Source organism: Mycobacterium sp. (assembly GCF_047975165.1).
In the GTDB taxonomy this organism is placed as follows: domain Bacteria; phylum Actinomycetota; class Actinomycetes; order Mycobacteriales; family Mycobacteriaceae; genus Mycobacterium.
This window is the reverse complement of the sequence record NZ_JBKECZ010000085.1, coordinates 1-14,771: the sequence shown is the minus strand read 5'-3', so window position 1 is coordinate 14,771 and position 14,771 is coordinate 1. Positions and strand designations below refer to the sequence as shown.

Here is a 14,771-nt window from a genome sequence, read left to right as displayed (position 1 = left end):
GGGTGGCGCCGGCGGCGCCGGCGGGGCGGCCACGTTCATCGGCGACGGCGGCGACGGCGGCGCGGGCGGCGGTGGCGGGCCGGGTGCGCCGGCCGGATCGGACGGGGACGGCGGCGCCGGCGGTTCCAGTGGACTGCTGTTGGGCCGGGACGGGTCGGCCGGGCAGTAGATCACCGGCAGTCGAAGGCGATCCCCGTGCCGTCGGGCGGCGGTGCCGGGCGCAAACATCCGTACGCCTCGATCCCGGCCGCGCCGAAGCGCACGGCGGATCGGTGGGCGTAGTTCACGCAGTACAGGGCGCCGGGGTCGGCGCGGCAGCGGAAGTTGTCGAAGAACAGCGAGTCGCCGTCGGCCAATTCGGTTCCGGGGCCGTGCACGAAGGGCCCCGGGTCACCGCGGGCGGACCCGATCCGCAGGGTGATTCCATCGAAGTCGACCCAGCCGCCCCGCCATTCGCCGTAGGCGGTCGCCGGCCGGGGCGGCGGATCGGATAGTTCCACCAGGCAGGCCAGCACATCGCCGGCGTGTTCGGCGTCGGTTGTGCACCGGGTCTCGGCTCCCGGCACGCTGAACGCGATGTCGGTGTCGAGTTGGGTGACCGCGCCGTCCCGGGTGGCGACGTGATAGCCGGCCGGATCCACCGGATGGGCCGCCTCGATCCAGGCGATGACCGCGGCGATCGGGGCGCCGGCAGCCGGGGCCGACGTCGCCGGTGACGCCGGCGCTCCCGGCGGGGTCGTGGTGTGCGAATCACTCCAGTGGTCATCGGTCGCGTGTGAGCACCCCGCGACCAGCAACGAGATTGCGATCAGTGCGCCGATCCGCATCCCGCCAGGCTAGCCGCCGCGTCGCGGAATCAGCAGCCGCGCACGCCGGGCGCATGCATTCGGCCGACGCCGCTGGGTTACCGTCGAGGCATGCATGAGCGCATCGTCCGCTCCCGCACCACCACCGGCATCGTCGAAGGCTTCACCCGCGACGGCGTGAACCGGTGGCGATCCATCCCCTATGCCAGGCCCCCGGTGGGCCCGCTGAGGTACCGCGCGCCGCAACCCGCCCAGCCCTGGCCGGGCGTACGGCATTGCCACGGGTTCGCCAACTGCGCGCCTCAGCAGCGGCGCTACACCATGCTCGGTATCGGCAAGTACCAGCCGATGAGCGAGGATTGCCTGACCCTCAACGTCGTCGCACCCACCGGACTCGAAGCTGGAGCCGGCGACCCGCTGCCGGTGATGGTCTTCATCCACGGCGGCGGCTACATCCTCGGTAGCTCGGCGACGCCGATCTACGACGGCGCCGCCCTGGCCCGCCGCGGCTGCGTGTACGTGTCGGTCAACTACCGGCTGGGTGCGCTGGGTTGTCTGGACCTGTCCTCGCTGTCGACACCGGATGTCACCATCGACGGCAACCTGTTCCTGCGCGACCTGGTGCTCGCATTGCACTGGGTGCAGGACAATATCGCCAATTTCGGCGGGGACCCGGACAACGTCACCATTTTCGGCGAGAGCGCGGGCGCGCACATTGCCGCGACGCTGCTGGCCGTCCCCGCCGCCGAGGGCCTGTTCCATCGGGCCATCTCGGAGAGCCCGGCGGCCGGAATGACCCGGCCGCAGGAGGTGGCCGCCGAGTTCGCCGGCCGCTTCGCCGACCTGCTCGGGGCGCGCCGGGCGGATGCGGCCGACGCGCTGCTGCGGGCGCCCGCGGAACAGCTGGTCAAGAATCAGCACCGCCTGATCAGTCACGGGATGCGCCAGCGGCTGGGCGCGTTCCCCGTCGGCCCGGTGTTCGGCGACGACGTGCTGCCGCTCGATCCGGTCGAGGCGATGCGTACCGGCCGGGCGCACCGGGTGCCGCTCATCGTGGGAACCAATGCCGACGAGGGCCGGCTGTTCACCCGCTTCCTGGGGATGCTGCCTACCAACATGCCGATGGTCGAGGAACTGCTGTCCAGTGTGGAACCCGGTGTCCGGCAGCGTATTACCGACGCCTACCCGGATTACCCCGCGGAGTCGGCGTGCATCCAGATCGGTGGCGATTTCGCGTTCGGTGCGGCGGCCTGGCAGATCGCCGACGCGCACGGCGAACACGCACCCACCTACCTGTATCGCTACGACTTTGCACCGCGGACGCTGAAGTGGGCGGGCTTCGGGGCGACGCATGCCACCGAGTTGCTGGCGGTTTTCGACATCTACCGCACCCGTCTGGGCGGGCTGCTCACCGCGGCCGCGGACCGGCGCACCGCCCTGCGGGTAAGCAACGATATCCAGCGACGCTGGCGGTCTTTCAGCCGCACCGGTGTGCCGGGTGACGACTGGCCGCGGCACACTCGCGCCGAACGTGCCGTGATGGTCTTCGACGCCAGGCCCCGCATCGAGCTCGATCCACACCAGCACCGCCGGCTGGCCTGGGACGGATTCTCCCTGGCGCGGTGATTTCGATGGATTCCGATACCGGCGGAGACGGGGCCCGGGTCATCGCGCAGCCCGGTGACCTCACCGTCGAGTGGCTCACCGCGGTGCTCGGCTCCGGCGACGTTCGCGACTTCACCGTCGAGCGGATCGGCACCGGTCAGATGAGCCAGTGCTACCGGGTCGGGCTGCAGTACGCGGCAACAGATTCCGCGGATCCCGGTCATCGCCGGCAATCGGTGGTGCTCAAGGTCGCAGCGACCGACCCGGTGAGCCGGCAGACCGGGCTGGCAATGGGACTCTACGAGCGGGAAGTCCGGTTCTATTCCGATATCGCGCCACGCCTCGGCGGCGCCATCGCGCCCTGCCTTCACGCCGCCATCGACGTCGCCGGCGCGGCATTCGACCTGCTGCTCGCCGACGCGGTCCCGGCCACCTCCGGTGACGAAATCACCGGTGCCACCGCCGATCAGGCGCTTGTGGCGGTGCGCGCGCTGGGTGAACTGCACGGCCCGCTGCTGGGAGATGCCGCACTCGCGGATGCGCAGTGGCTCAACCGGGAGTCGCCGCTGAACCAGGCGATGATCGCCGCCCTGTACGCCGGATTCGTCGACCGTTACGACGATCGGATGACGCCCGAAGAACGTGACATCTGCGAACGGCTGGTCGGTGCCTTCGACGCCTACCTGGCGCAGGAGGCGGCTCGCGACGACCTTCGGGGTCTGGTGCACGGCGACTATCGTCTGGACAACCTGCTCTTCGGTGATGACGGTGCCGAGAGGGAGCTCACCGTCGTCGACTGGCAAACGGTCTCCTGGGGCCCGGCTTTCACCGATCTGGCATATTTCCTGGGCTGCGCGCTGCCCGAGCAGGACCGCCGGGACCAGTGCGAAACGCTGCTGAACTCCTATCGCGAGGCGCTCGGCCCGCAGGCGCCGGTCACCGTGGCCGATATCCGCGAGGGCGTTCGCCGGCAGAGCTTCTTCGGCGTGGTGATGGCGATCGTCTCGGCGATGCTGGTGGAGCGCACCGATCGGGGTGACCGGATGTTCCTGGCGATGCTGGCGCGCCATTGCGCCCACGTCAGGGACACCGACGCGCTGGCGATCCTGCCCGCCGCGGCGCCACCTGAGCCCTTGCGGCCCGCACCCGAGGACGAATCCGCGCACACTCCCGCCGCCGAAACGCTGTGGAGCGAGAGTTGGTACGCCGACTTCGTCGATGCGGCCGCGGGGTTGGGCGGCTGGTTCCGTCTCGGCCTGGTGGCCGGCGAACAGACCGCGTGGCTGCACGCGTTGCTGTGCGGCCCGGACCTGCCGACCGTTGCCGTCGACTGCGCGGTGCCGTTGCCCGATGACCCGTGGCGGCTGGACGGTGACGGATGGACGCTGTCCCACTCGGCGGCCGATCCGCTACGGGAATACCGGGTGGACCTGCGCGCCTCCGCTCAGTCCTACACCGACCCGTCGGCGCTGCTCCGCGGTGAGCGCGGGGAGCCCGTCGAGATCGCCATGAACCTGGTGTGGGCCACCGCCGGAACGCCCTACACCTACCGGCTCACCACCCGGTATGAGATTCCGTGCGCGGTATCGGGCACGGTCGTCGTCGACGACGTGACCTACCGGTTGGATTCGGTTCCCGGCCAGCGCGACCACTCCTGGGGGGTCCGCGATTGGTGGAGCATGGACTGGATGTGGAGTGCCCTGCACCTGGACGACGGAACCCACTGGCACGGCCTGATCCTGCACCTGCCGAACGTCCCGGCGATCAGCATCGGATACGCCCAGGACGCCGCAGGTGACATCGTCGAGCTCACCTCCGTCGATATCCGGGAGGCATTCGGCGCCAACGGGTTACCCGAAGACCAGGTGTTGACCCTGGATCCGGGCGCCATCACCGCCGAGATCGCGATGCGCGCCCACGCGCCGGTACGGTTGACCGCCGCCGACGGACGGGTGAGCATGTTCCCGCGCGCCTGGGTCGCCGTCACCGCCGCCGACGGACGCCGCGGCGTCGGCTGGATGGAATGGAACCGCAGCCCGGCCGGACGGCAATAGGACCGACGGATGCGGGCACTGATCGTCGTCGACATGCAGAACGACTTCTGCGAGGGTGGTGCGCTGCCCATTGCCGGCGCACACGCACTGAGCCGGGCGATCAGCGACTATCTGGCGGGCCGGCCGGAGTACGGCCACGTGGTGGCGACCAAGGACTTTCACATCGACCCCGGTGAGCACTTCTCCGCCGATCCGGACTACTCGACCTCCTGGCCGCCGCACTGCCGGGCGGGCAGTCCGGGGGCGAACTTCGCGCCCGGACTGGACACCAGCCCCATTGAGGCGACCTTCCGCAAGGGGCCCTACAGTGCGGCCTACAGCGGCTTCGAGGGTGTCGACGACATCGGGACACCACTGCTGACGTGGCTGCGCAAGCGTGACGTCGACGCCGTCGACGTGGTCGGGGTGGCGACCGATCATTGCGTCCTGCACACCGCCGGGGACGCTGTTCGGGCGGGCTTGAACACCAGGGTGCTGTTGAACATGACGGCGGGTGTATCGCGGGAGTCGACCGAGCGGGCGCTGGCCGAGATGCGTTCGGCAAGTATCGAATTGATCGGAGGAAGTTGATGACGACAGCACACCGGGATTTGCTGGCCGCGGTTGAACGCTCACCCGCGGCGGTTTCGGTGCACGATCGCGACGCCTGGGTGCAGGTCTTCGCCACCGACGCCCGTGTCGAAGACCCGGTGGGATCCGCGCCGCACGTCGGGTATGACGAAATCCAGCGTTTCTACGACACTTTCATCGCTCCGCGGGACATCACGTTCCATCGCGACCTCGACATCGTCTCCGGTTCGGCGGTGCTGCGGGATCTGGATCTCGAAGTGTCGATGGGGCCGGGGGTCACCATGGCGATCCCCGCATTCCTGCGCTACGACCTGCGTGAGGTCGATGGCGAGTGGAAGGTTACCCGCCTGCGGGCGTATTGGGAGCTACCGGCGATGATGCTGCAGTTCCTCAAAACCGGATCGCATGCCCTGCAGCCGGGTGCGGGGCTGGTCAAGGGCCTGTTGGGCAACCAGGGGCCGGGCGGGACGATCGGCTTCATGACGGGATTCCGCCGTGCCGGCAAGCGACACAAGAAGCTGGTCGAGACTTTCCTCCATGCGGCCGTTCGCGACGACCAGTCTACGGTCGGGGCGCTATCAGTGGCCGCGCCAATGACTTTGGGCGACACTGACGCGCTCGATGCCGCCGGACTCGCTGAGCGGCTCCGCGGGGCCAGCTGGACCAAGGTGATCGGCTCGGGTCCCACGGTCGTGGTCTCGGTGACCTCCGATCACGGGCGCGGCATCCTTTTCGCCGATGTGGGGTGGCGCGGTAACCGGATCACCCGGGTCCGTTACTTCCCCGCCGGGGCGGCGCCGGCATGACCGAGCCGCGACCGTCGAGCCACCCGTTCGACGAAGCCCTGCGGCTGAACCGCCCCGACCCCGCGGACCCGGGCCGCCTGCGTGGCCGCACCCGGCCCGAGTGGGCCAACATGGTCGGACCGTTCGGCGGCATCACCGCCGCCACACTGTTGCGCGCCGTCGAAGGACACCCCGACCGCATCGGCGAACCCCTGGCACTGACCGTCAACTACACCGCACCCATCGCCGACGGAGAATTCGACATCGCCGTCCGGGCGGCCCGCACCAACCGCACCAACCAGCACTGGATCATCGAACAAACCCAGGACGGCTCGGTAACAGCCACTGCCACAGCGGTATTGGCGATTCGCCGGGACACCTGGTCGGATATCGAGGCAACGATTCCCGAAGTTCCGGGTCCCGACGACACGCCCGCGGGCGGTTTGGGCGATTTCATCGCCTGGGCACGGCAGTACGACATGCGATTCGTGCAGGGCCCGGTGCCGGGTGAGGGCGCCCGACCCGCCGATTCCTCCACGACCACCCTGTGGATGCGCCACCAGGTACGGCGCCGCCTCGATTTTGCGGCACTGGCCGCGATGTGCGATGTGTTCTATCCCCGGATCTTCCTGCGCCGCGGTGCCGTCGTCCGGGCCGGCACGGTATCGCTGACCAGCTACTTCCACGCCGACCAAGCGCAACTGGAGGCCGTCGGGGACGACTACGTTCTGGGCAGCGCGCGCGCCAACGCCTTCGGCCGCGGCCACAGTGATCAAAGCGCTCGGCTGTGGAGTCGCGACGGCGCCCTGCTGGCGGCGACGCACCAGGTTGTGCATTTCAAGGATTGACTGCCCCTAGTATTGCCCGGTGACCGATCGCTATGGAACCGATGTGCTGGCCGGGGGATCAAGACGCACACCGCGTTCGGTCGAGCACCCGGTGGAACCCGGGATGGTCGTCGAGGATGCCCAGACCGGCTACGTGGGTGCGGTGCTGCGCGTCGAATGCGGACGCGTCTACCTCGAAGACCGGCACGGCCGGACCCGGGGATTCCCGCTGGGCCCGGGATTCCTGCTGGAAGGCCGGCCGGTGATTCTCACGGCGCCGCGCCCTGCCGCGCCGCGCGACTCCGCGGACTCGCGGCGCACCGCGTCGGGCTCGGTGGCGGTCACAGGTGTGCGAGCCCGAGTCGCACGCGCCAGCCGGATCTACGTCGAGGGTCGCCACGACGCGGAACTCATCGCCCAGGTCTGGGGCGAGGACCTCAAGATCGAGGGCGTCGCGGTGGAGTACCTCGGCGGCGTCGACGATCTGGTGTCGATCGTCGAGGAGTTCCGGCCAGGCCCGGGGTGCCGGCTCGGCGTGCTGGTGGACCATCTGGTTCCCGGATCGAAGGAGTCGCGGATCGCCGAGGCGGTCCGCACCGGTCCCGGCGGCGCCGACACGCTGGTGGCCGGGCATCCGTACGTCGACATCTGGCAGGCCGTCAAGCCGCAGCGTCTCGGCCTCGATGCCTGGCCGACAGTGCCGCGCCACATCGAATGGAAGCGCGGCGTGTGCCGGACACTGGGCTGGCCGCATGCGACCCGCGCCGACATCGCCCGGGCATGGCAGCGAATACGTTCGGCCGTGCGGGACTGGAACGACCTGGAGCCGGCGCTGATCGGCCGGGTCGAAGAACTCATCGACTTCGTGACGGAGCCGGCGGCAGGCCTTCGGTGACCCGGCCGGCGCGAACGTGCTGATAGCGTGAGGACATGGCCCCAGCCGTCACCGCACGCACCCCAAGGACGCCGAAATGACCTCAGCGGCTACCGGAATCGACACCAGGTACGGGGTGCTTGTGGGTGCCGACGGCTCTCCGGCGTCGAATGCCGCGGTCGTCTGGGCGGCACGCGACGCGGCGCTGCGGAATCTGCCGCTGACCGTGGTGCACGTGGTCAACACCGATATCAAGACCTGGCCTCCGATGCCCTTCCCCGACACTTGGGCTTCCTGGCAGGAGGACGGGGGTAAGAAGGTTCTCGCCGAGGCGCTCGAGACGGCTCGGCAAGCCGTCCCGGCGAGCAGGGGGCTCGTCGTCAACCGTGAGTTGGTGTTCTCCGCACCGGTGGCGACGATGATCGAGATGTCACAAGAGGCAGAACTTCTGGTGGTGGGATCTGCCGGCCACGGAGCGGTCGCACGGTTGCTGCTCGGCTCGGTCAGCGCCAGCGTGGTTCGGCATGCCCACTGCCCGGTTGCGGTGGTCCATGACGAAGATCCGTTGATGCCCGATCCGGCCGGCGCACCGGTGGTGGTGGGCATCGACGGGTCGCCGGCCTCGGAACTGGCCACCGCGGTCGCCTTCGACCAGGCGTCGCACCGCGAGGTCGGCTTGATCGCCGTGCACGCCTGGAGCGACCACGACGTGACCGAATTACCGGGATTGGACTGGTCGAACCTGGCCGCCGATGCCGAGCGCAGCCTTGCCGAGCGGCTGGCGGGCTGGCAGGAACGCTATCCCGATGTCGAGGTCACCCGTGTCGTCGTCTCCGATCGTCCGGTGCATCAACTCGTTGCCCGCTCGGAGTCGGCCCAACTGCTTGTGGTGGGCAGTCACGGCCGCGGCGCGGTCGCCGGCGCGCTGGTCGGTTCGGTCAGCAATGCCCTGGTGCATTCGGTGCGGATGCCGGTGATCGTCGCCCGGGCGCCGGGATGATCCGTTGACGAGCTGGCGCAGCCGGGCGCTGCCGCTGCTGCTGGCCGCGACGGGCAGGCATCGGGCCTACCTCGACGCGGAATCGGCTCGCGCACATATCGATAACCGGGGCGGGCAGCAGCAACCGTTCTGGCCTCCGCCGCGGTTGCGGCGTGATGTGGAGGTGGCCTTCGAGCACGGATCGGGTTGGCCGGTCTATACCCTGACCCCGAAGGCGAACCGGAAAGCGGCCCCGGAGAGTGTCGGCGACGGTTGTCCCGGGCGCACCGTGTTCTATCTGCACGGCGGCGCCTGGGTCAACGAAATCACCGGCGCGCATTGGCGATTGGCCGCCCAAATCGCTGCCGAGGCCGATGCCGAAGTCATCGTTCCGATCTATCCGCTGGTACCGCACACCACCGCGGCCGAGGTGATGCCGGTGATCGTGGACATGGTCATCGCGGCGCTGACCCGGGCCCAAGCCCAGGCGCGGGCCCGGGCCCAGCCCGAGGTCCACCGGGTGTGCCTGGCCGGCGATTCGGCGGGCGGCCAGATGGTGTTGTCGGCGGCACTGATGCTGCGCGACCGTCATGACGTGATTCTTCCCGAGACGGTGCTGATCTCGCCGGTTCTGGACCTGTCGCTGGCCAACCCGCTGATCGGGTCAGTGGACGATCCGTGGCTGGGACGCGATGCGCTGCGCGTGTTCGCCGATCGGTGGCGCGGCGATCTGGATCTGAGTGACCTTCGGGTCAATCCGATTGCGGCCGCATTGGCCGGCCTGGGGCCGCTGACCGTTTTCAGCGGCACCCGCGACATCCTCAACCCCGACGCACGGTTGTTCACCGAAAAGGCAAGGGCAGCAGGGGTGCCCGTCGACTATCACGAACAGCCGGGACTGCTGCACGTGTATCCGCTGACTCCGACCCCGGAAGGGCGCGCGGCGCGCGCGGCGATCGTCGATCAACTCCGCCGGGCCTGACGGCTGCGGTGGTGTCAGCCGCCGACGGTGAGCGGTGCCGTGGCCTGCCCGTCGGCCGACGGCTCGACCGGTGTGGGCCAGGGGGAGGGGACCGGCCGCTGGCGGGCCCGCTGCGGCCACCAGAACCACTTGCCCAGCAGTGCGGCAATGGCCGGTGTCATCAGCGAACGCACGATCAGGGTGTCGAACAGCAGGCCCAAACCGATGGTGGTGCCGACCTGACCGATCACCGTCATCTCACTGACCGCCATCGTCATCATCGTGAAGGCGAACACCAGTCCCGCGGAGGTGACCACCGATCCGGTGCCGCCCATCGCACGGATGATGCCGGTGTTCAATCCGGCGTGGATCTCCTCCTTGAACCGGGAGACCAGCAGCAGGTTGTAGTCGGCGCCGACGGCGAGCAGGATGATCACCGACATCGCCAGCACCATCCAGTGCAGTTCAATCCCAATCAGGTGCTGCCAGATCAATACCGAAAGACCGAAAGACGCGCCCAACGACAGCAATACGGTGCCCACGATGACGGCCGAAGCCACCACGCTGCGGGTAATGAGCAGCATGATGATGAAGATCAGGCACATCGAGGCGATCCCGGCGATCAGCAGGTCGTAGTTGCCGCCGTCGCGCATGTCCTTGTAGGTGGCCGCGGTGCCGCCAAGGTAAATTTTCGAGCCTTCCAGCGGGGTGCCCTTGAGTGATTCGTAGGCGGCTTTCTTGATCGCGTCGATGTGCGAAATACCTTCCGGCGTCATCGGATCGCCGTCGTGGCTGATGATGAAACGCACCGCGTGGCCGTCGGGGGAGACGAAGTTCTTCATGCCCCGCTTGAACTCGGGGTTGTCGAAGGTCTCCGGCGGCAGGTAGAACGAGTCGTCGTTCTTGGAGGCGTCGAACGCCCTGCCCATCGCGGCCGAATCCTGCTGTGCCCGCTCCTGCTGTTCCAGCAGGCCCTTCTGGGTGGAGTACATGGTCAGCATCATGGTCTTCATGTTCTGCATGTTCTGGATCATCTCGGGCATCAGCGCCACCATCTGCGGCATCAGCGTGTCGAGATGATCCATGATCGGCATCAGGCTCTGGATGTCGTCGGTCATCAGATCGACCCCGTCGATGGCGTTGAAGATCGACCGCATGGACCAGCACACCGGGATGTCGAAACAGTGCTTCTCCCAGTAGAAATAGGACCGGATGGGCCGGAAGAAGTCGTCGAAATTGGCTACCTGGTCGCGCAATTCGGCGACATCGATGGTCATGGCGTGCATCTTTCCCACCATCACGTGCATGGTGTCGGCCATCTCCGCGGTGATGCCCTGCATCTTGACCATGCTGTCGATGGTCGTCTGGATCTCCTCGGATTGGCGCAGCATGTCCGCGATCTGGTCTTCCTGGTATTTCTGGGTCATCTGCTGGCTGACGCCCTGCATGCTGATCTGGAACGGGATCGACGTGTGCTCGATCGGCGTGCCCTGGGGGCGGGTGATGGCCTGTACGCGGCTGATCCCGGGCACTCTGAAGATGGTCTTGGCGATCTTGTCGATCACCAGGAAGTCCTCGGATGTGCGCAGATCGTGGTCGGTTTCGATCATCAGCAGCTCGGGGTTCATCCGGGCCTTGGAGAAGTGCCGGTCGGCGGCGGCGTAGCCGGCGTTGGCCGGCAGGTCGGCGGGCAGGTAGTTGCGGTCGTTGTAGTTGGTCCGGTAGCCGGGCAGCGTCAGCAGGCCCACGAGCGCGATCCCGATCGTCATCACCAGGACCGGGCCCGGCCACCGCACGATGACGGCGCCGACCTTGCGCCAGCCGCGAATCCGTTGCGCCCGCTTGGGTTCGAGTATCTGACGGAACCGCGAAGCCACCGAAATCACCGCCGGCCCCAGCGTCAGCGCGGCGACCACCACCACGACCATGCCGATCGCCAGCGGCACCCCGAGACTGCGGAAATAGGGCAGGTTGGTGAAGTGCAGGCAGAACGTCGCGCCGGCGATGGTCATGCCGGATCCGAGTACGACGTGAGCCGTGCCGCCGAACATGGTGTAGTAGGCGTCTTCGCGGGATTCGCCGGCCGAACGGGCTTCCTGGTAGCGGCCGATCAGGAAGATCGCGTAGTCGGTGGCGGCGGCGATGGCCAGCGTGACCAACAGGTTGGTGGCGAACGTGGACAGCCCGATGATCCGGTGGTAGCCCAGGAACGCCACCACGCCGCGGGCGGCGGCCAGCTCGAATACGACCATGGCCAGGGTGAGCAGCACGGTGACGATCGAGCGGTAGACCAGTAGCAGCATCGTGATGATCACCGCGAAGGTCACCGACTCGATCACCTTGAGGCTGCGGTCGCCGGCGAGGTGCTGGTCGGCTTCCAGTGCGGCGGGCCCGGTGACGTAGGCCTTCACCCCGGTGGGCGGGGTTGCGCTCTCCACGATGTTCTGCACTGCTTCGACCGAGTCGGTGGCCTTTGACTCGCCGAGGTTGCCGACGAGGTAGACCTGCACGTAGGCGGCCTTGCCGTCGTTGCTCTGCGCTCCCGCACCGGTGAGGGGGTCGCTCCAGAAGTCCTGTACGTGCTCGACATGTTCGGTGTCGGCCTCCAGCTTGGAAACCATCTGGTCGTAGAAGGTGTGGGCGTCGGCGCCGAGCGGGTCCTGGCCTTCCAGCACGATCATCACCGAGCTGTTGGACTTGTACTCGTCGAACACCTCGCCGACCCGCTTAGTGGCGATCACCGACTGCGCGTCGTCGGGGCTCATCGAGACCGAGCGCATCTTGCCGACCTCGTCGAGTTGCGGGACGACCACGTTGAGCACCGCGATCAGTGCTATCCAGCCGAGGATGACCGGTACGGCGAATGTCCGTAGGAAGTGGGGGAGCTTCGGGCGGGCGGCGTGCTTGGCGGGGGCAACGGTGGCGGTCGGCTTCTCCAGGGTGGGAGTGTCGGTGCTGGTACTCATGCCGACTTCACCAGGCAGGAGGTCAGGGCGTGCACGCCGTTGGCGATGTTCTCATCCTTGACTTCGTCGTCGACGGTGATCCGGCAGCCCAGGTAGTCGCCGTCGCTTTGTGCGGAGATGGTGGGGAATACCGAGGGGGCGGTGGTGCTCAGCACCAGGGTCCACGGCAGCGGTGCACCGTCGATGCGTTGCGGGGATGCACTGAGGTCCAGGTAGTTGACGTTGGCGTGGCCGGCCGAGCCGAAGATCTCGTACTTGACGACCTTGGGTTTGAACGGGGTGGAATCGTCCACCTTTGCCGAGGTCAGCACGTTGGCCTGCTGGGAGAGGAAAAACGACTTGACCCGTGCCACGGTGAAGCCGCCGACCGCTACGACCGCCACGATCAGCAGCGGCAGCCACGCCCTACGCACAACTTTTGCCAGCTGCATTCACATGGTCCTTTCCTGAACGTGCGGTAACCGCGGGTGTTTCGCGGCTGCGGGCGAGTCGCACCACCGAAGTATAGATACATATTCTGCATAACTTGCAGAGTGTGCAAGTTTATGTGCGGGCGGTCACTGGGCTAATCGGTGAAAATGCTGTTGACCAGAGCGGCGGCTCGCTCCACGTAGGGCATGGGCGTGTCATCGGCGTCAAGCGCCTCGCTGCTCGACCAGCGCTCGATACCCGAACGCACCGCAGTCAACGCCAGCGCGGACACCAGGACGGGAATTTCGTCGTCGGCCGGCACATTCTGGCGTTTGGCGACGATATCGGTCAATTGCGTCTGGAACCGCTCCATCTCCGCCAGGAACGCGGCCAGCACCCCGGGGGTGGTTTTCGCCAGCTCCAGCATGCACACCGCCTGGTCGCGCTGCGGGGGCATGTCGCGAAGATGGTGCGCGGCCAGGGTGATCAATTCGCCCAGCACCACCGAGTAGGACGCCGGCCCGGCGGCGACGAACTCGGCGGCCAGCTCGTCGGGCACGTCCGACGGGCCGTAGGCGATGGCCGCTTCTTTGTTCGGAAAATAGTTGAAGAACGTGCGGGCCGAGATGCCGGCCAGGACGCAGATCTCCTCGACGGTCACGGTGTCCCAACCACGGTCCTGGGCCAGGCGTACCGCGGCTCCGCGGATGTCCGCGCTCGTCTGGCGGCGGCGCCGCTCGCGCAGGCTCAATTGAGTCATCACAACTGTCAATAATTGCACACTCTGCACATATTGCACACAATGCGCGCATTGCTGCTGCTCGCGGCGGTGCCGCTACATATTGACGACTGTCGTACCGACGCCGGCCGGGCTGTAGTCGGTGTAGATCGGCTGCAGGTTGAACGGCAGGTACCCGGTGTTCATCAGGCCCGAGGAGATGACACTCGGCTGGTACCAGGAGGTGTTGTAGGAGTACAGCAGGTTGGTCTTGGCCGCGTCTGCGTAGACGTAGATGTCGGTGTTGCCCGGCAGGCTTCCGGCGCCGCCGATCACCGACGAGGGCATGGTTCCCAGCACGCCACCGGAGTCGACGATCGAGGGTACGGCCTGGACTGAGCCGGTATTGCCGACGTCGACGTACAGGGTGGTGATGGGGGAGCCGCTCATCGTGAAGTTGGGGACCCCGGTGTTGGGCCCGAACTGCAGCCGATTGCCGGGGATGTCGATGAGCACACCCTGGTTCAGGTCTCCCGGCAGCGCCTGGTTGGGGATGCTGGGGCCCGGGCCCACCGCGTTCGGCCCGACACCCAGCACGCCGTCGACTCCGGCGCTCTCGAAGTAGGCGTCGAACGGGGTGGTGAACGGGTTGGTCAGGAAGGCGTTGAAGTACGCGCCCATGGCGGCCGGGGAGGTGGGGATGGAGAACAGCACGACGTCTACGCCGGTGGGCGGGGTGACGATACCGTTGCCGAAGTCCACCGCGCCGGGGAAGGTGGCGTAGAGGTAGGTCAGCCCGCCGCTGTAGGCACTGAAGCTCATCCCGGTGGGCAGCCCCATACGGGCCAGGCCCGATAGTCCCCCGACGTCCTTGATCGACATGACCAGGCCCTGCGATCCGGTGTCGACCAGGATGGGTGCGGTTGGCCCGCCGTTCACCGAGAGCCCGACCACCGGTTCGGTGCCGGCAATGAGCTGCATCGGGACGGTCTTGCCGTCCATGCCGGTCCCGCTGAAACCGAAATCGCCCCAGAACAGGCCGCGACCGCCGCCGGTGCCGCCCATGCCGAGTAACCCGCCGCCGGCGTCCCCACCGGCCCCGCCGTTGGCGCCGGTGCCCAGCAGGTAGGCCGACCCACCTGCCCCGCCGGTGCCGCCGCCGGCGCCGCCCGTTCCGCCGGCGCCGCCGTCGCCGAACAGCCAGCCGCCATTGCC

The 14,771-nt window shown here is 67.7% G+C and carries 13 protein-coding genes; 8 read left to right on the top strand and 5 right to left on the bottom strand.

Annotated features, from left to right (window positions below; genetic code table 11):
* Positions 1 to 170 precede the first annotated feature (170 nt).
* Positions 171 to 827, bottom strand: a complete 657-nt coding sequence (locus ACK5M9_RS08460) for a hypothetical protein (protein WP_416892724.1) — start codon at positions 825 to 827, stop codon at positions 171 to 173.
* 90 nt (positions 828 to 917) lie between these two features.
* On the opposite strand from ACK5M9_RS08460, the gene ACK5M9_RS08455 reads away from it, so the two are divergent.
* From ACK5M9_RS08455 to ACK5M9_RS08420, 8 genes are all read left to right on the top strand, one after another.
* Positions 918 to 2,432 carry a carboxylesterase/lipase family protein gene (locus ACK5M9_RS08455; RefSeq protein ID WP_416892723.1) on the top strand — a complete coding sequence of 505 codons (1,515 nt, stop codon included), beginning with the start codon at positions 918 to 920 and terminating at the stop codon, positions 2,430 to 2,432.
* A gap of 5 nt (positions 2,433 to 2,437) precedes the next feature.
* A complete protein-coding gene (locus ACK5M9_RS08450) occupies positions 2,438 to 4,465 on the top strand; it encodes a phosphotransferase (RefSeq protein WP_416892722.1) in 2,028 nt (675 codons plus the stop codon).
* Between the two features lie 9 nt (positions 4,466 to 4,474).
* Positions 4,475 to 5,035 carry an isochorismatase family protein gene (locus tag ACK5M9_RS08445; RefSeq protein ID WP_416892721.1) on the top strand — a complete coding sequence of 187 codons (561 nt, stop codon included), beginning with the start codon at positions 4,475 to 4,477 and terminating at the stop codon, positions 5,033 to 5,035.
* A complete protein-coding gene (locus ACK5M9_RS08440; protein ID WP_416892720.1) occupies positions 5,035 to 5,841 on the top strand; it encodes a nuclear transport factor 2 family protein in 807 nt (268 codons plus the stop codon). The genes ACK5M9_RS08445 and ACK5M9_RS08440 overlap by 1 nt, the downstream gene beginning before the upstream one ends.
* On the top strand, positions 5,838 to 6,668 hold the full coding sequence (locus tag ACK5M9_RS08435) for an acyl-CoA thioesterase (protein WP_416892719.1): 831 nt from the start codon (positions 5,838 to 5,840) through the stop codon (positions 6,666 to 6,668). Before ACK5M9_RS08440 ends, ACK5M9_RS08435 begins: the two co-directional genes overlap by 4 nt.
* Positions 6,669 to 6,687: 19 nt before the next feature.
* Positions 6,688 to 7,542 (top strand): DUF3097 domain-containing protein, encoded by an 855-nt coding sequence (locus ACK5M9_RS08430; RefSeq protein ID WP_416892718.1) that lies wholly within the window; start codon positions 6,688 to 6,690, stop codon positions 7,540 to 7,542.
* 76 nt (positions 7,543 to 7,618) lie between these two features.
* Positions 7,619 to 8,521, top strand: coding sequence for a universal stress protein (locus tag ACK5M9_RS08425; protein ID WP_416892717.1), 903 nt, complete (start codon positions 7,619 to 7,621; stop codon positions 8,519 to 8,521).
* A gap of 4 nt (positions 8,522 to 8,525) precedes the next feature.
* Entirely contained in the window at positions 8,526 to 9,482 is a 957-nt protein-coding gene (locus tag ACK5M9_RS08420; RefSeq protein ID WP_416892716.1) for an alpha/beta hydrolase fold domain-containing protein, read from the top strand.
* Positions 9,483 to 9,496: 14 nt separating this feature from the next.
* Here the strand turns inward: ACK5M9_RS08420 and ACK5M9_RS08415 are convergent, their stop codons facing one another.
* The 4 genes from ACK5M9_RS08415 to ACK5M9_RS08400 form a co-directional block, all read right to left on the bottom strand.
* Positions 9,497 to 12,427 carry an RND family transporter gene (locus ACK5M9_RS08415; protein ID WP_416892715.1) on the bottom strand — a complete coding sequence of 977 codons (2,931 nt, stop codon included), beginning with the start codon at positions 12,425 to 12,427 and terminating at the stop codon, positions 9,497 to 9,499.
* Positions 12,424 to 12,858 carry an MmpS family transport accessory protein gene (locus ACK5M9_RS08410; protein WP_416892714.1) on the bottom strand — a complete coding sequence of 145 codons (435 nt, stop codon included), beginning with the start codon at positions 12,856 to 12,858 and terminating at the stop codon, positions 12,424 to 12,426. Before ACK5M9_RS08410 ends, ACK5M9_RS08415 begins: the two co-directional genes overlap by 4 nt.
* 134 nt (positions 12,859 to 12,992) lie before the next feature.
* Positions 12,993 to 13,598 carry a TetR family transcriptional regulator gene (locus ACK5M9_RS08405; RefSeq protein ID WP_416892725.1) on the bottom strand — a complete coding sequence of 202 codons (606 nt, stop codon included), beginning with the start codon at positions 13,596 to 13,598 and terminating at the stop codon, positions 12,993 to 12,995.
* Positions 13,599 to 13,673: 75 nt separating this feature from the next.
* A partial coding sequence (locus ACK5M9_RS08400) for a PecA family PE domain-processing aspartic protease (protein WP_416892713.1) occupies positions 13,674 to 14,771 on the bottom strand: 1,098 nt, incomplete at its 5' end.